The sequence below is a fragment of the Chryseobacterium lineare genome (genome assembly GCF_977014045.1).
In genome coordinates this window covers 3,317,788-3,337,388 of the sequence record NZ_CDRNIQ010000001.1, presented here as the reverse complement: position 1 = coordinate 3,337,388, position 19,601 = coordinate 3,317,788, and the positions used below count along the sequence as shown (strand labels likewise).

General features: G+C 39.2%; 18 protein-coding genes. 10 read left to right on the top strand and 8 right to left on the bottom strand.

Annotated features, from left to right (window positions below):
* Positions 1 to 2: 2 nt before the first annotated feature.
* Together ACWNCI_RS14910 and ACWNCI_RS14905 are read right to left on the bottom strand one after the other, a co-directional pair.
* Positions 3 to 1,631, bottom strand: coding sequence for an ATP-binding protein (locus tag ACWNCI_RS14910; RefSeq protein WP_449388903.1), 1,629 nt, complete (start codon positions 1,629 to 1,631; stop codon positions 3 to 5).
* 80 nt (positions 1,632 to 1,711) lie between these two features.
* Positions 1,712 to 1,930, bottom strand: a complete 219-nt coding sequence (locus ACWNCI_RS14905) for a hypothetical protein (RefSeq protein WP_449388902.1) — start codon at positions 1,928 to 1,930, stop codon at positions 1,712 to 1,714.
* A gap of 394 nt (positions 1,931 to 2,324) precedes the next feature.
* On the opposite strand from ACWNCI_RS14905, the gene ACWNCI_RS14900 reads away from it, so the two are divergent.
* The 7 genes from ACWNCI_RS14900 to ACWNCI_RS14870 all read left to right on the top strand — a co-directional run bounded on the left by ACWNCI_RS14900 (position 2,325) and on the right by ACWNCI_RS14870 (position 11,627).
* Positions 2,325 to 3,179 carry a hypothetical protein gene (locus tag ACWNCI_RS14900; protein WP_449388901.1) on the top strand — a complete coding sequence of 285 codons (855 nt, stop codon included), beginning with the start codon at positions 2,325 to 2,327 and terminating at the stop codon, positions 3,177 to 3,179.
* Positions 3,180 to 3,254: 75 nt separating this feature from the next.
* Positions 3,255 to 5,045, top strand: a complete 1,791-nt coding sequence (locus tag ACWNCI_RS14895) for a metallophosphoesterase family protein (protein ID WP_449388900.1) — start codon at positions 3,255 to 3,257, stop codon at positions 5,043 to 5,045.
* Between the two features lie 377 nt (positions 5,046 to 5,422).
* Complete coding sequence (locus ACWNCI_RS14890; RefSeq protein WP_449388899.1) at positions 5,423 to 5,914, top strand: hypothetical protein; 492 nt, start codon at positions 5,423 to 5,425, stop codon at positions 5,912 to 5,914.
* 577 nt (positions 5,915 to 6,491) lie between these two features.
* Entirely contained in the window at positions 6,492 to 7,376 is an 885-nt protein-coding gene (locus ACWNCI_RS14885) for a hypothetical protein (RefSeq protein ID WP_449388898.1), read from the top strand.
* A gap of 211 nt (positions 7,377 to 7,587) precedes the next feature.
* The gene (locus ACWNCI_RS14880) at positions 7,588 to 8,322 is read left to right on the top strand and encodes a DNA-binding domain-containing protein (RefSeq protein ID WP_449388897.1); all 735 of its coding nucleotides are present in this window, start codon (positions 7,588 to 7,590) and stop codon (positions 8,320 to 8,322) included.
* A gap of 1,140 nt (positions 8,323 to 9,462) precedes the next feature.
* Positions 9,463 to 9,873 (top strand): BrxA/BrxB family bacilliredoxin, encoded by a 411-nt coding sequence (locus tag ACWNCI_RS14875; protein ID WP_042722826.1) that lies wholly within the window; start codon positions 9,463 to 9,465, stop codon positions 9,871 to 9,873.
* Positions 9,874 to 10,112: 239 nt separating this feature from the next.
* On the top strand, positions 10,113 to 11,627 hold the full coding sequence (locus ACWNCI_RS14870; RefSeq protein WP_449388896.1) for a GH3 auxin-responsive promoter family protein: 1,515 nt from the start codon (positions 10,113 to 10,115) through the stop codon (positions 11,625 to 11,627).
* A gap of 60 nt (positions 11,628 to 11,687) precedes the next feature.
* Here ACWNCI_RS14870 and ACWNCI_RS14865 read toward each other — a convergent pair whose 3' ends face one another.
* Positions 11,688 to 12,065 carry a hypothetical protein gene (locus ACWNCI_RS14865; protein ID WP_449388895.1) on the bottom strand — a complete coding sequence of 126 codons (378 nt, stop codon included), beginning with the start codon at positions 12,063 to 12,065 and terminating at the stop codon, positions 11,688 to 11,690.
* A 92-nt stretch (positions 12,066 to 12,157) separates the two neighbouring features.
* Positions 12,158 to 12,499 (bottom strand): hypothetical protein, encoded by a 342-nt coding sequence (locus tag ACWNCI_RS14860; RefSeq protein WP_449388894.1) that lies wholly within the window; start codon positions 12,497 to 12,499, stop codon positions 12,158 to 12,160.
* Positions 12,500 to 12,795: 296 nt separating this feature from the next.
* Between ACWNCI_RS14860 and ACWNCI_RS14855 the strand changes: the two genes are divergently transcribed.
* Together ACWNCI_RS14855 and ACWNCI_RS14850 are read left to right on the top strand one after the other, a co-directional pair.
* Positions 12,796 to 14,199, top strand: coding sequence for a nucleoside recognition domain-containing protein (locus ACWNCI_RS14855; RefSeq protein ID WP_449388893.1), 1,404 nt, complete (start codon positions 12,796 to 12,798; stop codon positions 14,197 to 14,199).
* 119 nt (positions 14,200 to 14,318) lie between these two features.
* Positions 14,319 to 14,711: a hypothetical protein gene (locus ACWNCI_RS14850; protein WP_449388892.1), complete on the top strand. Its 393-nt coding sequence runs from the start codon at positions 14,319 to 14,321 to the stop codon at positions 14,709 to 14,711.
* Between the two features lie 15 nt (positions 14,712 to 14,726).
* Here the strand turns inward: ACWNCI_RS14850 and ACWNCI_RS14845 are convergent, their stop codons facing one another.
* The 4 genes from ACWNCI_RS14845 to ACWNCI_RS14830 form a co-directional block, all read right to left on the bottom strand.
* Complete coding sequence (locus tag ACWNCI_RS14845; protein WP_449388891.1) at positions 14,727 to 15,608, bottom strand: ferric siderophore ABC transporter substrate-binding protein; 882 nt, start codon at positions 15,606 to 15,608, stop codon at positions 14,727 to 14,729.
* Positions 15,609 to 15,642: 34 nt separating this feature from the next.
* Positions 15,643 to 16,041 carry an ExbD/TolR family protein gene (locus ACWNCI_RS14840; protein ID WP_346983604.1) on the bottom strand — a complete coding sequence of 133 codons (399 nt, stop codon included), beginning with the start codon at positions 16,039 to 16,041 and terminating at the stop codon, positions 15,643 to 15,645.
* A 59-nt stretch (positions 16,042 to 16,100) separates the two neighbouring features.
* Positions 16,101 to 16,805: a MotA/TolQ/ExbB proton channel family protein gene (locus tag ACWNCI_RS14835; RefSeq protein ID WP_449388890.1), complete on the bottom strand. Its 705-nt coding sequence runs from the start codon at positions 16,803 to 16,805 to the stop codon at positions 16,101 to 16,103.
* Between the two features lie 176 nt (positions 16,806 to 16,981).
* Positions 16,982 to 17,443: a hypothetical protein gene (locus ACWNCI_RS14830; protein ID WP_449388889.1), complete on the bottom strand. Its 462-nt coding sequence runs from the start codon at positions 17,441 to 17,443 to the stop codon at positions 16,982 to 16,984.
* Positions 17,444 to 17,701: 258 nt separating this feature from the next.
* On the opposite strand from ACWNCI_RS14830, the gene ACWNCI_RS14825 reads away from it, so the two are divergent.
* Positions 17,702 to 19,498 carry a DUF885 domain-containing protein gene (locus ACWNCI_RS14825; RefSeq protein WP_449388888.1) on the top strand — a complete coding sequence of 599 codons (1,797 nt, stop codon included), beginning with the start codon at positions 17,702 to 17,704 and terminating at the stop codon, positions 19,496 to 19,498.
* Positions 19,499 to 19,601 lie beyond the last annotated feature (103 nt).

Here is a 19,601-nt window from a genome sequence, read left to right as displayed (position 1 = left end):
GGTTACGAAGCAGGGAAAGAGAGATTCACTTTCAACCCTTTTTCAATTTTTGTGTCAAAAGTAATCGTCCCGCCGATCGCTTCAATACGGGAAGCCGTATTCCGTAACCCATTTTTATAGATAAGATCCCCGGAAATCCCTACACCATTGTCTTTGTACTGGATTTCAACGGTTTCATCGGCCTTTTCAAATTTAACTGCTACATGGCTGGCCTGGCTGTGCTTTTTCATATTCACCATCAGCTCGCGGACCATCTGGAACACCTCACCTTTTACTTCCGGAGAAACTTTTTCCCAAACCGAAGGATCATTACCTGCCGTAAAGGTTTTCACCGTCGCATTATTAAATCCGGCGATAAGCTCTGAAATTTCCTGGCTGAACTCCTTTTCTTCCCAAGCTTTCTCATAAGAAAGGTCCCTGGATTTTTCATAAACAAATTCTAATTCGTCCAGCGCACGGTTTCTGTCGAAATCTTCCTGGTTTTCAATTTTCGTCATCACCTGATAAATGCCATTCGCCACCACATCATGTACTTTTTTAGACATTTTGAGCTGCGTGTTTTTTACTTCGAGTTCTTTCTGTTGCTCGAGAAGCTTCTTTCTTCTTTTGTGCCAAAAAAAACCGAGTAGTAAACCTAATACTAAAGCAAGAATCCCAATGTTTTTTTGAAAGCTAGTTTTACTCAATCTTTCATAGGCCGCATTTTTCTGTTCTACGTCATATCGAATAAATGCAAACTGATTTTTAGCTTTGCTTTTTGAAATCTGTAAACTGTCATTTATTACCTGAAATTCTTTGAAATATTGCAGATAGTTTTCTTTATCAAGATTAACTATTTTTTGAAGTGCCTGCGCTTGGTCTTCTTTGCTGTCTTTTTGCTTTGATACTGCAAGCATTTTTTTAGCATATTCTAAAGCCTTTTCTTTATCCTTATCTAAAAAATAATTAGATAACGTAGCATAACTTGAGTTTTCCTCAACAGGATCACCGGCTTCCTCTCTCAGTCTTAAAGCTTCATAGAAATTTGGAAGAGGATCATATTCTGGATTCTCACTATATCTTGCTCTTGCAAGGTTATTTAACGCTCTAGCGTAGTCTTTTTTTACAGTGGTATTAAGAGCCAGAATGAAATTCTGCTCGGCTGCTTTTGAGTCTTTTAACGACATTAATGCATCTCCTAGATTGTTGTGATACAAAGCAACGTCATTAGGTTTATTTGCATACTTTAATGCTTGAATATAAAATTTTACGGCATTATCAAACTCATAGAGATAAGATGAGCTGATTCCCATATTGTTAAAGCTGCCCCCTAATGATAACCTTATAATACTATCATTAACGTTTTTAAGGTATTTGTTACCTTCAACAGATGATTCAATACTACCATAATAATCACCATTACTTTGTTGAATAATAGCCATATTGACCAATGATCTTCCGACACCTGAAGAATCTTGTATATCTAAATAGGCATTTTTTGCTAAATTGTAATAATAATAAGCAGAATCCCCGGTTAACTTTTTAGCTTTCTTATAATAAGTGGTGGCAATAGTATCATTTTGAATATTTGATGTTTTCTTGTTACAGCAAGATAACAGGATGAGAAGCATCAATAAAAGAAAATTTTTCATGGTGGTCTGTTGTAGTTTTATTTTGCAAAGTAATAAAAAAGAGCAGATTAAAACAATCTGCTCTGTATTATAATTAGTAATTATGGATTTGTAAATGGAGGAGGGTTTTGCCCAGTGTTGCCTCCCGTACTTCCACCATTTCCCGGTCCGTCCGGATCGACCCCATCTCCCGGATCTGTTCCGCCTCCCGGTGCCAATTGTGTCGTTATCTGTCCGTTGTTATTGTTGTTGCATGTTGATGTATGGGCATTATTGTGTCCGAATGCTAAACTGAATAGCATTAATATAAATTGGATCATTTCCTTAAAATTTTGAAGTTGAAATTGTTTTTCTTCCTCTCACGAAGTATTTATCATGAGCCGTACACTGTTAAAATTTCGAAGCGCTTCTTAAATTTTTTGGGAAGTGAACCTTCAAAAACGGAAGAGAAACATCTGCTTCCCAACCCGGAGTTTTCTTCCGTTTTATCTGGTGATTTTTGAAATCAGTTTTGTAAATTTGTTTCTGTCTGTTTGTTTTAATGTTTTGTTTCTCACTGATTTCTGAAGCAAAGATGCGACAAAGGTTGACGCATGTGTTAGACAAAACCTGGACATCGATGGACACAAAAATGGACACACAAACCTTTACGGAAAGCCGTAATGCGACACGGTATAAAATCACTTATTTTGTAATACCCTTAAAAAACTAATTATGTCCAAGAAAAAACTATTAATCAATGAAGTATTCAGAAAAGCAAAAGAAGAATCACAGAGAGATACTAAAAATGGTTTGGCGTTATACTTATGGCTATATTTTAAAGATGATATAGGATTTGAAATAACCGACAAGAGCTTTTCTCGCTATTACGATACATATGTAATGGGAAATGGTGAAATCAGGATTCAACCAGATCGTTTAGATAGATTGAGTGAGTATCTAGGGTATAAAGATTTTACAGATTTCTCAAGAACATTTGTGAAAAAGGATGAAGATACCAACAAAACTACCGTAAAAATAAGTGTTGATCATGATGAAGAATCTTTAACTGAGAAGCTTTCGAAAATTATAATCAATATTACAAATGAACAACATTTCAAAATGCCCGCTTTTATTAAGCAAAATGGATTAGGAATTCTTGAAATGGCTTTCGTTATACTTCTCGCGACAGGAGGCGTGGTTTTCCCCAAAGCCCAAAAGAATTCACAGGATTCTAATTTTTCTTCAGGATATTTATTCTTTGGTAAATCAGACACAGATAAAAAATATATGTATTGGAATGGTGAAAGATATATTGCCACAGATAGTAGCTATATCAACCCTGAATTCAAAGTAGTGGCAATGAATAGAAACGAGTTCATTCACTTTAGAAAGATTAAAAGAAAAGATACCATGACAATTGCTAATTCTTTAGGAAAGGTTTGGTGTTCAAAATGGAACAATGAAGTAGATTTTTTTACAATGGATGGTAAAAACCCAGATAATGGAAGAGAATTGAAAATGGCAAGTGATCATATGATTTTAAAATATGCCGGACGTAATACGGATTCTATATATGTTGAAGAATAAATACTCTTTAACTATTATTTAAAACTCAATTAAAACCTTTCCTGAAATATTCCTTTACCTTCGTCTTTTTTTAAGATGAATAAAGGAATATTCTCATTATTGATAGTTGCTTTTACGCTGTTCTCGGCGCAGCAGAAGCCGGTGCAGATTGCTTTTCTATCGGATGTCCATTTTCAGGATCTGTACGGAAGCTTTTCGGATAATGATTTTAAAGGAATTATCAATCCACGGACAGGTAAAGAAGCGATTCTCAGGACCATGGATACGCAGCTGCATTCTACCAGGATTTTTAATGAAAACTACTTTGCCCTCCTGAAAGCTTTAGATGATATTGCCAAAAAAGACATTAAGATCGTCGCCATGCCCGGTGATTTTTCAGACGACGGACAGGCCTATAATCTCCGCGGACTGCATAAGATTCTGGAGCAGTACCTTCAGAAATACGGCATCGAATTTTATATGACAACCGGAAATCATGATCCGGTAGGGCCATTCCGGCAGGATGCAGGGAAAGACGATTTTCTCGGGCAGGACGGCTACCCTATCGGAATTTACAGCAAAGAAGGGGTAAAGAAAAGCGGTAACATCATCATTACCAAAGACATCGCAGAATCAGGATATCTCGAAATTTTGAATGAGCTTAAAGACTTCGGTTTTTACCCCAAAAAGCAAGATCTTTTCTGGGGAACGCCATTCACAAAGTATTCCCTGAAAGATTATTCCTACGAAAAAGCATTGCAGGGCGCAGATTACACCCAAAGAATGTACAATGTCTCCGAAGGTTTTCCGGTTCCCGATCTCAGCTATGTCGCAGAACCTGTACAAGGGGTTTGGTTAATGGCCATCGACGGCAACACCTACATTCCTAAAAACACCAAAGAAAATCCTACCAATGCAGAGAATTACAAAGGTGCCGGCATCGGATACAACAACGTGCTCACCCACAAAAAACATCTCATTGAATGGGTAAAAAAGACCATGGAAGAAGCCCGCAGGAACGGCAAAACAGTGATTGCATTCACCCACTATCCGATGATTGACTTCAACGACGGGGCAACAAAAGAGATCAAAGATCTGCTGGGAGAAAAGAAATGGCAGATGGAAAGAGTGCCTGAAGAACAGGTCGCACAGGCTTTTGCGGAGGCCGGTCTGCAGATCCATTTCGCAGGACATATGCATATCAACGACACAGGAATAAGAAAAATTAATGGCAGAATGCTGGTGAATATTCAGGTTCCATCGCTCGCCGCTTATATTCCGGCTTATAAAGTGCTTACGATACAGTCTCCTGATAAGATGGAGGTACGGACAGAAGTATTAAATGATGTTCCCCGATTTGATGAACTGTTCCCGCTGTATGAAAAAGAATATGAAGTATTACAGAAAGACGGCAGAAAGACCGTCTGGAATAAAGATATCCTGAAATCGGCATCCTATCACGATTTTATGTTGTTCCATCTGAAAGAACTGGTAAGATTGAGAATGATTCCCGGCGACTGGCCAAAAGATTTTATTGAAAAAACGAAAGAGTTCACCGGTGAAGACTTATTGCTGTTGGTACAAACCAACAAGCAACTGCAGGAAACAAGAATACATAAGGAAGCTTTTAAGAAATGGAAAATGGAAGATTTGATCTTCGATCTGTACAAGTTTCAGTCGGCTGATGAGCTTGCTAAAAAAGATATTCCCGGCGAAAGACTTCAGCAGTATATGATGCTGGAAAAGCTTTTCAGTAAATATGAGGGTGATGATCCTATGATCCTGAATCTAAAAAGTGTTTTTAAAGTACTATCCCTCCTTTATACAGGAGATCCGGCAGATCATTTTGAGATCGATCTGAAAACAAGTTCCGTTAACAGGCTTTAACCGTATAATCTGTCATTCATAAATGAAGCTTCTACACTTCATCATACAAAAATGTATCTTGTTGTATAGGAGTATCAAAAAAAGTAGTCTATCGTAGACTACTTTTCTCAGCTACAAATGTAAACAAATTCTTTTTACTTCCAAACACAACAAATTGTTTTCTAATTTCTTAGTTTTGTTTATCATAAAGTCTTTAAAGAAAAATATGGCGCAAAACAGGCTGAATTCTGCCCCTCGTTTTTCACCTGTTTTTTAAGAAGTTTTGCAATGGTGAGCCTTGTATGTAAAAAAGTAGTCTACGATAGACTACTTTCTTACAAAACATGAGACTACAAATGATATTTCCCTCTAAAGCCCTCTCCCTCCAACGCTTTTGCGTGGTATTACTGTGCCTTTTTGTGGTCATCGTTTCATCATTATTGAGCGCTCAAACCTTTATATCCCCTGATTCTGTAGTCTTTGTATCCGAAGACTCGTATTTGTATGCAGAATCTCCAGTATATATTTCCAGTCAAAACCTGAGAAAAGCATCTTTTAAGAAGTGGTCTAGGGTTTTGATCAAAATCTCTTGTCCCAAAGTTTCTCATAAGAAGTCCACAAGTAGTCCAACGGATAATTTGTGTTATAAAAGCTGTCCAACAGGCAAACATAGTCTTGGACTCCTTTTCAATTCATCTTCAATAGCTGTTATCGGAGCTTCTTCTCCGGTAAAGTTTCAGCATAAAATAATACCATCATCTTTTCTTCTATCTGTAAGAGCAAGAAGGGATGAGGAAAAACATGTTTATAACACGTTCTACCCTTTTCAGTTAAAACATATCACCATCAATCATTTCGGGCGTCCTCCGCCCAATTTTAAACACGGATAACACTAATGTTTTATCACAAATAACACAAACTGTTGAACGCCAATAAAAACAAATGCTTTAGCAAAGGAGATTATCCACTCTGTTTGTCATCCCGTAGGGATCTCAGCAAAGAATTCCACATAATATTTGTGAAATTAGTGTTCAACCATTAGTGTCATTCGTGTTTCGTCAATTCGAGTGTTTTTTCGTAACAAGGTGAAGAAAAAATGTATCGGGAATGAATTTATCCTCAAACTCACAAACTTCTCGATACGATTTTTTCAAAATCTACTCGAAGTGACGAGCCTGTCGAAGCTATTATTGAGTCGGAGGGTTTGAGAGTGGGAGCGTTTTAGGGTCGGAGTGGAATATGGGATGGTTTGAGAGGGGAAATAGTGGCTTCGGCTCCGCTCAGCCACCAGGACTCTCCCACACTCAAACTCTAAAACCCCTCCAACTCTAAAAACTCTGCGAGCTCCTATAAGTGAAACGCCTTTGTGAAACTTAAAAACACATCATATATAAAAAAATCTTAGCGCACTTCGTGTTCAAATAAACACAAACTAAGTAAAACATAAACAAACATAAATACAAAACAATGAAACATTTATTTACAACCGCCGCTCTGCTCTTCAGCATCACAGCATTCGCTCAGGTGGGGATCAATACTACGACTCCAAAAGCCACTCTCGATATCAAGGCCAAAACCACAGACGGCAGCAAGCCGGAAGGACTTCTTATTCCGCAATTGGATGGCAATTCGCTCAAGACAGCAGCGTACGGAACAGCCCAAAAAGGAGTGATTGTTTATGCCAAATCGGCAGCTAGTCCCACGGATACCAAAACCGTTAATGTCACTATAGAAGGTTACTATTACTTCGATGGCAGTGCATGGCAGAAAATGAACGGCGCAGCATCGGGTGACACCACCAACGATGCCTGGGCCAATGACACCACCAATGGTCTGGTAAAGTTGGGAACAAAAGCAGATGGTACAGCCAGAGCAGCAGGGACAGATTTTGTCGTTAAAGATAATGGCGAGATCGGAATTGGAACTTCTACTCCTACAACTAAACTTGAAATTAATTCGTCTACATCTGGAGCAATTAAAATAGTGGATGGAACCCAGGCAATTGGCAGAGTATTAACTAGTGATGCCAATGGCCTTGCAACATGGACTCCTGTTGGACAATCGGCGTCTTATCACGATGTTTCTAGTTCAAGATCATTAGAAACTTTGTATACAAATTCAACGGGAAAGGAAATGAAAATATTTATGACGGCTTTCAAATCAGGTGGCTCATTATATTGCCATCTTACACCTGTTATAGGCGGTTTTTCTATGCTATATCAAAATCTTGATGATGGTAGGCAAATGCAGCTATTTTATATCATACCACCGGGAGCAACTTATAAATTTGCTTCTCAAACGGGAGCGAACTTTTCACCTGCAGCAGTCTCTTCTTGGTATGAATACTATTAAAAATAAAGCTGTCCCGCCCCGGCTGGCGCGAGCGTCTCGCTTGTGCAGCTTTAAAATATAAAACAGAGATTCAGGCAAAATGTTGGTAACGAGCGTCACTCTCGCGCCAGCAATACGACAACAACTACATTAATTAATCCTAACCCTAACAGGGTTCTCAACCCTGTTAGGGTTTAATAACAATTTAATAACTATTTAAAAATATACAACAATGGCAACAATTCTTCACAGAATCAAAGCGTATCTCTATGATAACGTTTTAACGAAAGATAATCCTAATGATTTCACGGCACGTACAACAAGCGAACGAAGTCTCAATGTACAGCAGATCTGCCAGTCAGCAGCCAATCGTGGCGGGTCGGATATTTCCGCCTCGGCAATGGAGCATGCAACAGAGCTGTTCCTTAAAGAAATGGCGTATCAATTGTGTGATGGGTATTCCATCAATACCGGTTACTTTATGGCCAATACCACCATCCGTGGGGTCTTCGACAGTCCGTCAGAGACTTTTAATAAAGATAAGCACAGCATCATCTTCCAGTTCAACCAGGGAGAGAAGCTGAGGGCAGAGATTCCAAACATTGAAGTTGAAATCCTGGGTATGGCAGAGGCTTCTGCGGTGATCTTACAGGTAACGGATGTCAAAAGTGGTTCGGTCAATGATCTTCTTACTCCCGGCAGAAACCTTAAGATTGCCGGAAGCAAGATCAAGGTAACAGGCAATGATCCTTTTATCGGGGTATTCTTTGTCAATACCGCCTCTAATGTCAGAACAATGGTAGAAGAAAGCGATATGGTAACCAATAATCCTTCGGAGGTTATGGTGGTGATTCCGAACTTGTCAGCAGGAACCTATCGCTTAGAGATCTTGACGCAATTTACCCAAGGTGCCCTGCTCAAGGAACCGAGAACCGCTACATTCGATAAATTGCTTACGGTTGTCTGAGGCAGAAAATCAGTCATATTTGTCAACACCTCGTTGACCGCCCGATCAAGGGGGTGTAGATGGTAGCATCAACGAGGTGTTGACCGTACTGTCAAGGGTGTGTTGACGGTACGATGTAAGCGGCGTTGACAAAACGTAGATATTTTAGTAGAGAGGCTGTCCGGAAGGGCAGTCTTTTTTGTGGGAGGGTTTTGGAGTTTGGGGGTTTCTGAGTGGAGGGTTGAGTTTGAGAGTGGAGGGATCTTGGTGGCTGAGCGGAGCCGAAGCCACCACATTCCCTTGTCATCCCGTAGGGATCTAAGCCCGAATCTTTACATGGTACTATTACTAACGATGCCGAGATTCCTAACGGAAATCGAAGATTCGACGGAGTCAATGACAAACTGTGTGGATGGGTTTGAGAGTGCTAGCGTATGAGGGTTTCTGCGTAATGACAAAAAGTTGTAAAATGCCGGTGACTGAGGGTCTTGAAATCATCACCTCTTTACATCATGGGAATGGATTTCAAACGCAAGGGGCGCAAGGTTTATTTAAATGATTGCGCATATTTTCCGTTCGCAATGGCGCTCTGCTCAGCAAGTGATAGCTAAATTTAATATTGCATTGTTTTTTTTTGAACACGAAGCGCACCAAGGTTTTTTGAAAGCATTACGTATATAAGTTTCACCAAGCCGTTCGACCTAGAAGAGAACACCAAGACATCTATTGTAATGACTGGCTGCAATTGATAATAGGAACAACTTAAAAATTCCACTCCTTCGGAGGGGTGGCGAAAATTCAAAGAATTTTTGTCGGGGTGGTTCAAGGGAGATTGTGAGAGTGCTGACTTCGGCTCCGCTCAGCCACCATCGAGCGTATGCCATTATTTATATTGCTATCATAACCGATAAAACTACTTAAAGCAAACCATGGTTGAAATATATCCTTTGCACTCTGATAGCGTAACACACCACCCCGTCGCAAATTCCAATGGAATTTCCGCCACCCCTCCACCGAGGGGAATTTCGATTGGCGCAGCCAGAGCGGAGTCGAAGGCCCACTGTTGGTACCCATTTCATTTAACAAAAGCACCGATAGTTTTTATATATTGAAGGAAACTAAAGAAATGCTTAAATTTGTAGCTGAATAAAAAACAAAAATATGTATCCAACAGATTTAGTAATGCCTATGAAGGCTGAACTTACAGATAAAGGTTTCGAAGACCTGACAACACCTGCTCAGGTAGAAGAAGCATTAAAACAACAGGGAACAACTCTTCTGGTAATCAATTCCGTTTGCGGATGTGCAGCAGGAGCAGCAAGACCGGGCGTAGTATATTCTTTGACCGGAGATAAAAAACCTGATCACCTGACTACTGTTTTCGCAGGTTTCGATACAGAAGCTGTCATGGAAGCAAGAAAACACCTGGCTCCTTTCCCGCCAAGTTCTCCTTGTGTAGCTCTTTTTAAAGACGGGGAACTGGTACACATGCTGGAAAGACACCATATCGAAGGAAATCCTGCAGGAGCTATCGCAGCCAACCTTCAGGCAGCTTACGACGAATATTGCTAGACCAACTTATCTTATATAAAAACCGTTACCCTATCAGTAACGGTTTTTGTTTTTAAAGCCTTGACTTTGCCCGATTGCCTTAGGAGGTATTTATTAATACGTTTGAAAACTTTCCTTAAGACACTCTGTAAGAACAAATTATCCTGAAGTATTGGAAGGTAGTGGGAAAATAAGCTTTACCTATTATTTATCATAATAAAAAGTTCTCAGAAAATACAAATATTGTTATATTTGTTGAAATGGCAACGAAAGCACTTTTCAATACTGTGGTCAACTGGTTTATCCGTCAGCGGATAGATCAGATTCAGAACTTTATGGATCATCCTGTTGAAACACAGAATGGGATTTTATTTTCACAGCTGTTCCATGCTGAAGATACCGAGTACGGAAAGAAATATGGCTTCAATTCTATTTCCAGCTACCAGGATTTTAAAAATAAGGTTCCTATCGTAACCTACGAACAGATAGAACCTTATATCGAAAAAGCCCGTCAGGGACAAAAAGATGTTACCTGGCCCGGCTATATAAAGCATTTCGCCAAGTCTTCAGGCACCACCAATGCCAAAAGCAAATTTATCCCTATTTCCGCAGAGAGTCTGGAATATTGCCACATGAAAGCAGGAAAGGATATGGTATCTATCTATGCCAACAATCATCCGGAAAACCAGCTTTTCAATTATAAAAACCTTCGTCTGGGCGGAAGCTCAGAGCTGTATGCGGATTTCAACACCAAGTTTGGTGATCTTTCGGCGATCCTCATTGATAATCTTCCGTTCTGGGTAGAAATAACCACAACGCCCAGCAAGAAGGTTTCGCTGATGGGAGAATGGGAAAGCAAGCTGAAAGCCATAACCTCGGAAGTAAAAAATGAAGATGTAGGAAGTATCCTGGGGGTTCCGAGCTGGATGATGGTTCTTCTTCAGCGGGTCATAAAGGAAACTGATATCAGCAATATCTCTGAGCTATGGCCGAATCTGGAGGTTTTCTTTCATGGCGGCATCAGCTTCAAACCCTACAGAGAGCAGTATAAGCAGATCATAGGAAAAAATATTAACTATTACGAAATCTACAATGCCTCCGAAGGATTCTTCGGAATTCAGGACAGATCAAACAGCGACGAAATGCTGCTGATGCTGGATTATGGTATTTTCTATGAATTTATCCCGATGGATCAGTTTCACCTTTCCAACCCGAAAGTGGTAAGCCTGGAAGATGTAGAAGTCGGTAAGAATTATGCCATGGTTATCACAACCAACGGCGGATTGTGGAGATATCTGATCGGCGATACCGTCGTATTTACCTGTACCAATCCTTTCAGAATAAAGATTACGGGAAGAACGAAGCATTACATCAATGCGTTCGGTGAAGAACTAATGATCACGAATGTAGAATCTGCACTTTCAAAAGCCTGTGAGGAAACCCATGCCGCCGTTTCCGACTTTACGGGGGCGCCCGTTTTTATGAAAGACAACGAAGGTGGTGCCCATGAATGGATCTTCGAGTTCTGTAAAATGCCGGTTGATCTGGAACGTTTTATTGATGTTTTTGACAATCATCTGAAATCCATCAACTCAGATTACGAAGCGAAACGCTATAACAATATGACACTGAAAAGGCCGATCGTTCACATTGCCAAACCCAATCTTTTTTACTGCTGGCTGGAATCCAAAGGTAAACTGGGAGGCCAGAATAAAGTACCGAGACTGAGCAATGACAGAGAATATATAGATCCGTTACTGGAACTGAATAAATAAATAACAATCTTTTTAATAAAAAAACCACAGCATTTTGCTGTGGTTTTATGTAATGTCGGATTATTTACTCAAATCTTCCTTAAGCTTTTTTGCGCCCTCTTCTACTTTCGAAGCACCTTTGGCAGCTGCTTTTTTCACATCCTCGCCTGCCTGGTTCAGGTTTTCTTTTGTTTTGTCTGCAGTGGCATCGATCTTATTTTTTGCATCCTCCGCCGCTTTGTCTATCTTTCTACTTGCCTCATCAATTCTGACTTCAGTTTTTTCCTTCACATCATTGATCTTTGATGTATCTACCCCAATCCCATTTTCGGAAACAGTAGTGGTCGTCGTCGTAACGGATCCGTCAGGATTTTCTACCTTCTCCGTCTTTGAGGTTGATTTTGTACATGATACAACCAATGTTGCTGCAATTAATCCTGATAAAATGTTTTTTTTCATATGTATTAATAATTTAATGATATTTAATATTAAATCTGTTGAAGATGATTCTTTATTCTTTTGATGCATCAGATTCTTCAATGAAAAGTCTGTTATTCTGTTTTTGTTCCTGCCTCAGGAGTTGTTTCAGCCGTCTTCTCCTTTTTTTCTTCTTCAGCTTTTTTCTTGTTTTCCTTTTCCAGTTCCTGCTGAATCTTTTTCTCCTGCTCCTGAAGTTCCAGAGCTTCTTTGAGGGAATCCTGATATTTTTTAGAAGACATTCTGATTTGTCGAACCACATCCACAGATGTCGCACCGGACGAAAAAGAATCTACTGCCACCGTATCGTAATTTGCTTTCGGGCTGTCTGCCGGATAAAGATCCTGTGGCTCCTTTTTGGAACAGGAAACGGCTGCAACCGTTGAAACATAGAGTATAAAAAACAAATTTTTCATGATAACGAATTTAGCAGAAATTCCGGAATTACCGTACAGTGATCCCACAATTTTATTATATGGCTTATTTAATAATTCAGCTGAATTCATTGTGCCTTTCCTTAACGATAACAGAACTTTGCTTTTAACCCAATTGAAAATAATAAATATCATTACAAAGGCAGGGCCGATCTTATTTTTCTCAAGGTAAATTTCAGACGAACAACGAAACTTTCATGCAGAAACTTTAAAAACCTATCCACACCTTTGTTATCTGAAGTTTTTTTGATAAGTTTAAACAAATTTAATTCAATCGAATGGTTCTCAGCAGAATTTGGTCGGCCTTTATCATTATTGCCATCGCCATCGCCAGTATAAAATACATTTCATCAAGCCATTACAAAACCATTTTTAACGATATGGTGGTGGGTAAAGGCGGTGACACAGTGCAGATCGCAACCCAGAAAATGAGTACACTTTCCCCACTCGTGAGGGACAGTCTGGTAAAAAGAACTGATTTTGCAGACAGCAGAATTCACTATAAAACAGACTCTCTTACACAGGATGTAAAAGTCTACCGTGTTCAGGAAGCAGACGGCGTAATAGGAACTTCCGAAACGGCCGTAAAAATATGTCTCGGGCTGATCGGTATTATGACCTTGTTCATGGGATTCATGAGCATTGCGGAGAAAGCCGGCGGAATCAATCTTTTAAGCCGCTTTATTCAGCCTTTCTTCTCAAAGCTTTTTCCTGAGATTCCTAAAAACCATCCTGCTTTCGGGCATATGCTGATGAATTTCAGTGCCAACCTTCTCGGGCTGGACAATGCAGCCACACCTTTCGGTTTAAAAGCAATGGAAAGCCTGCAAGCACTTAATCCGAATAAAGATACAGCCAGCAATTCGCAGATTATGTTTCTTTGTCTCCACGCAGGAGGAATGACGCTGATTCCGGTTTCTATCATTGCCATCCGCGCTTCTATGGGATCGAAAACACCAACAGATATTTTCCTGCCTTGTATGATTGCTACTTTTGCGGCAACTTTGGCAGCCATGATTATTGTTTCCCTTTATCAGAAGATCAATTTATTAAGACCTGTTGTGATCGCTTATGTGGGAGGAATTTCGGCAATAATTGCTTTATTGGTGGTGTATCTCGTTCAACTGAGCAAAGATCAGCTGGATGATTTCAGTAAAGTTTTAAGCAATGGTTTAATACTCTTTATCTTTCTGGCAATAGTCTTAGGAGCAGTCTATAAAAAGATTAATGTTTTTGATGCTTTTATTGAAGGGGCTAAAGAAGGTTTTACCACCTGCGTTAAAATTATCCCTTACCTGGTCGGAATGCTGATCGCGATTTCCCTGCTAAGAACTTCCGGGGTTTTTGATGTGATTATTGACGGAATGAAATGGGTTGCCAATACCGCCAATCTGGATCCACGCTTTGTAGACGGACTGCCGACAGCGCTCATTAAGCCGCTCTCCGGCTCAGGAGCAAGAGGAATGATGGTCGATACAATGGCAACTTTCGGGGCAGACAGCTTTCAGGGAAAATTAGCAGCTGTTCTTCAAGGAAGCTCAGATACGACCTTTTATGTAATCGCCGTTTATTTTGGGGCAGTAGCCGTGAAGAATACACGATATACTGTAGTTGCAATGCTTCTGGCAGATCTCGTAGGAATTATAACTTCTATTGCTTTGGCATATTTATTTTTTGCATAAAAGGTGACTTCGGAAGCCTCATGCACCAACTAACTTATGATAACAACAAAATTAGGATAATATTCAAACCCTTTCGGTGATTGAGGTTCTCGAAATCACCGTTAATTTTAAATCAGATTATGATAACAGATAAAGAATTTACGTTAAGACTTATACGCCAGTTAAGCCAAGCCTTGGAAAAACTGATTTTGGATAAACCTGAAGAAAGTTTAATGCAAAAAGAATTGGATTTCGATTCTTTAATGAGAGATATTTTCAAGATGAGCTTTACAGAAATTTCTTCCAAAACAAAAGAGGATATAATCGAAATCGTGAGTGAAAGACAGGAAAGAGATCATAAAGATTATTATGAAATGCTGGGAAATCTCTTTTATTATAAAGGTAAAACAGAAGATAATAAAGATTTTCTGGACAAAGGAAAAACCTTTTATGAACTCTATCTTCAGACCAGCGGTATTTTCGCGTTACCAGTGATTAACAGAATTTCAGAAATAAAAAAAGCACTTGAATAAAGTGCTTTTGTATTTTTAGAAAGTAATTTTATAGGTTCCGGTGGAAGAAACACTGGCTTTTTCAGCTTTTACATATTTCTTAACCCATGAGACTGCATTGGAGGTAATACACGGATCTGAAGTTCCGCCTGATCTTCTTGCAGAAACTACATTTCCGGCTTTATCAACCGTGTAGGCAATGGTGATGGTTCCGCTTGCGGTACAGCTGTTGGCAGGTTGCGCTCCTCCTCTACCCATTGTTCCGGGAATGAAGCCGACTAATTTTCTGTCGATCCCGACTTTGCTGTCCCCATTTCCATCGCCACCCAACGGATCTCCGGCATTTCCGATTCCATTTCCGTCTCCCTGGCTACCGGCTTTTGTTCCTCGTCCTCTGATCAGGTTTCCGATGGCTGCTGTTCCTTTCCCGTCTCCGTTTCCTGTCTTTGAGTTTGAAGTTGCGGCTCCGGATTTTTTATTGTTCTTTGCAGCGCTGGTACTGGCTGAAGATTTCTTGGTTTCTGCATTAGATTCTTCTTTTTTCGGAACACTTATTTTTGAATTGTTTCCGGTAATAATTTTATCCTTAGCTTCTGATTTTTGTGTTTCAGGCTGAGGCTCCGGCTTGATTACCGTTTTCGTTTCAGGAACAGAAGCTTCTGCTGGCTCCGTAACTTCTTCCGTTGCAGTCGCTAAGCTTCCCGGTTGGTCGGCAGGCTCTTCCGCTCCGTTTCCGTTTCTGTTGTCCCCGAAATTCACCAGCATTGTGGTTACAATTTCGGGTTGCTCATCCAGTTCCGGCTTTAATTTATATAAAAAAACAAATAACAAGATCGCAGACCAGATCAGGATAGAAAGCAGTGCACTTTTTACCCGATCCCGGTTTTGTTCGTCTCTGTTTATAATCTCGCTTCTCATTTTAAAAGGATCCTTTCCGAGGGTTTCGGAGTTGTTATTTATCTTTAACCGTTGCAATGGCAATATTAAATTTATACTTTTCGGCAATCTCCATTACAAAAACAACATCTTTATGCATGGTATTTTCGTCTGCACGTATGGTAAAAGATTTGTTGGTCTGGCTGGTTAGCTTATTCACGATCGTCTGCTCAAGCTGTGCTTTTTCAACAGGAGTATCATCTACAAAATAAGATCCGTCAGGCTTGATACTTACCGTAAGAGGATTTGGAATATTATCTTCAACAGCTCCCGTTTTCGGCAGTTTTACATCAATGGCGCTTTGATTCGCAGCGGAAGATGTTACCATAAAGAAGATCAGCATCAGCAAGATAACATCGGTCATCGCTGCCAAACTGAACTCGGGGTTTGCTTTATTTCTTCTCTGAATTTTCATCTGTTTACTTTTCTTGTTTTTTAATGGTCAGACGGAACCTTTCGGTTTCATATGAAGATTTATAAAGGTTTGTTGATAAGATCTAGAAATTCTCCCGACATATTCTGAGCTTTCAATACAAATTTATCAATTCTCGTTAATAAAATATTGTAGAAAAAGTTGGCCGGAATTGCCACTGCAAGACCAACCGCAGTCTGTCCTAATGCCGTATAAATACCTTCAGACAACGTTTTTGGAGAGAAAGACCCACTTGCATGAGACAAATTAAAGAAAGCAATAATCATCCCGATCACCGTTCCCAAAAGCCCCAACATCGGTGCAATACTTGGTACAACTGCCAGAAGGTTCAGGTTTTTCTCCATATTGGCAACCTCAACCTGAGCCTGAGATTCCATAGCACTTACAATGTCAGATACCGGCCTTCCAAGTCTTGATATTCCTTTTTCCAGGATTCTTCCTTCCGGTGAGTTTTGTCGTTTACAGTAATCCAGCGCTGATTCCATTTTGCCTTCTTTAATAAAATCTTCAATATTATCCATAAAGTTGGCATCTGTTTTTGACGTCAGTCTTTTAATAAAGAAAAAACGCTCAAAGAAGAGATAAACGGAAAATACACCCAACAGGAGCACGGTCACCATTACTATTTTGGCGAAAGCGCCTCCATGAAACATGATCTTCCAAAATGAAAATTCTAAATCTTCTGCCCCGACCGCAGGTGCAGCAATCTGTGCGAATAAAATCTGAGTAAGTTCCGTTAACAGCATTAATGTGTATTTTTATAAGAGTTGTAACGACAAATGTAGTGGAATATTATGAAATCATATCTTAAAAAATGCTTAAAAACACTTTAAAATTTGTTATTTTCATCCACAGCAAACTTCTTTCCAAAAAATTCTGAAAAGAAATCTGATATAAGGATCGGAAAAAGAAGTGAGAAGGATTAATCCTCGTCTACTTCAATATCGTCCTGCTTAAATTCGCATTTTAGCCTGAAAGGAATCGGGGTTTCCGAACCGGTGTAGAAATCATTGATCGTCCCTTTCCATACTACCTGAAGTACGTCTTCTTCATTCTTATCAAACTGAAGCTCATTATCATAGATAAAAGCTTCTTCGTCATCAAAAAGATCTACTTCCGTGAAAGTGTCTTCGTCGGAATCATTAATCGTAATGGTTTTTCCTTCTATTTCCGCAGAGTCGATAGGGAAATCAAAAACTTCAAGCGAAAGCTGAGGAAAGTTGTACTGCAGAGAATCATCATCCACATGATCCAGACTGTCATCCGTAATAATTTCAACCTCTAGGAAATGTTGTTGGTTGCTGTAAACCGCTTTACAATAAGTATTTCTGATATTGTATTTTAGCGTTTCGTCCGGATGGTAAATTTTTAAAATCCCTTTCATTTTTTCTTAAAAAAGAACTGTAATAATATGATTGTAAACGTTTTCAACAAAGATAAAAAATAGATTGAACGTGAAAAATTTTTGGGAAAATATTTTTTGGGAAAATCGTTTTATTTAATTTGCTGATGTGATTTCTAACATAAATAAGCCATATTTAAAAGACTTTACAACTTTTGTACAAAATCTTTAGCGTTTTTAAATTTAAAAATAAAATCAATCGTTTTAATATTTATTTTTGTTTTTTAAGAAATCTGAAAAATGAAAAACATTTTATCGAAAACCATGATCGGGTTGGGTATCGCTGTAAGCCTTACTTCCTGCAAAAAATATGATTCTCCTTTAACCAAAATAACGCCTTCCAATTTGGACTCCATTGCTTCCAATTATTATGAGCAATATCTGAAATTATATCCTTTGGACGCCACTTCGCAGGGAGATTTAAGATATAATGACCAGCTTCCCATCAATATAGATAAGGATTTTATTTCCGGGGAGGTTGCTTTTTACAATTCTGTGCAGAAGCAGCTGGAAAATGTTGATTATAAAAATCTTTCTGATGACGATAAAGTTGTGTATGATGTGTTGGATTTTATGCTGAAAGACAAAGTTCAGGCATACCGGTATCACCCGGAATACATTCCTTTCACCCAATTCGGAGGACTTCCATTGAACTTCCCGCTGTACGGAAGCGGAGAAGGCAGCCAGCCTTTCAAAACAGAAAAAGATTACAGCGACTGGCTCAAAAGAATGGAAAAGTTTCCGGACTGGATGAATGCAGCAGCAGATAATTTCCGCGAAGGAATCAACAACAAAATGGTTTTGCCTAAAAAACTTGTCGTAAAAATGATTCCGCAGATGAGAGCCGAAGAAATTACGACGACCGATTTAGATAAAAATATTTTTTACGGGCCAATAAAAAACTTCCCTAAAGATTTTACTAAAGAGCAGAAAGAAAAATTTTCAGCTCTTTATAAAGAAACCATTACCAAGAAAATTATTCCTGCTTACGTTAAGATGGGCGATTTTCTTGAGAAAGAATATCTGCCAAAAGCGCGAGACACAGATGGTTACAACAGCCTGCCTAACGGAAAGGAAATTTACCAGTATTATGCAAAAAGCTGGACGACAACCAACAAAACTCCTGAAGAAATCAATAAAATAGGACTTCAGCAGGTAGCGATGCTCCGTTCTGAAATGGAAAAAGTAAAACAGCAGGTTGGCTTTAGCGGAACGCTGGAAGAATTCATCAGTTATGTAAAAACAGATCCTAAAGCAATGCCTTATAAAACATCGAAAGAAGTTTTGAATGCTTTTAACGGAATATTAACCAAAATAACTCCACAGCTGAAAACCATGTTTTCCGTAACCCCGAAAACTAAGTTTGAGATCAGGCAGACGGAAAAATTCAGGGAAGCCAGTGCGAGTGCAGAATATATTCAGGGAACACCTGACGGAAAAAGACCGGGAATTTTCTATGTTCCACTTCCGGATCCTACAAAATTCAACGTAACTTCAGGAATGGAATCACTCTTTCTGCATGAAGCAATTCCCGGACATCATTATCAGGTTTCCCTTCAACAGGAAAATACAAAGCTACCTAAATTCATGAGATTCGGATGGTTTGGTGCATATGGAGAAGGCTGGGCACATTATTGTGAAACTTTAGGTCCTGAATTCGGGTTGTATACAGATCCTTATCAAAAAATGGGATATTTAAGCGACCAGATGCTGAGAGCTGTACGATTGGTTGTAGATACAGGTTTACATACCGGAAGAATGACACGGGAAGAAGCCATCAAGTATTTTTTAAGCAATATTTCCTATGATGAAGCCGGTGCGACCGCAGAGGTTGAACGTTATATGGCAATGCCGGGCCAGGCGTTGGGATATAAAATAGGTTCGTTGAGAATCCGTGAGCTGAGAGATCAATATCAGAAGGAGCTGGGAAGTAAATTCAGTTTAGCTAAATTTCATGACGAAGTTTTGAGTCAGGGATGTCTTCCTTTAGATGTTTTGAACAGAAAAATGGAGCTTTGGGCGAAAAAACAGAAATAATTATTTTCACCACAAAAGTTACAAAAGATTTAAATAATTTTTTTGAGAAAAATTAATAGAATTTGAAAGAAAACATAAGCTTTTGAAAACTTTTAATTGACTT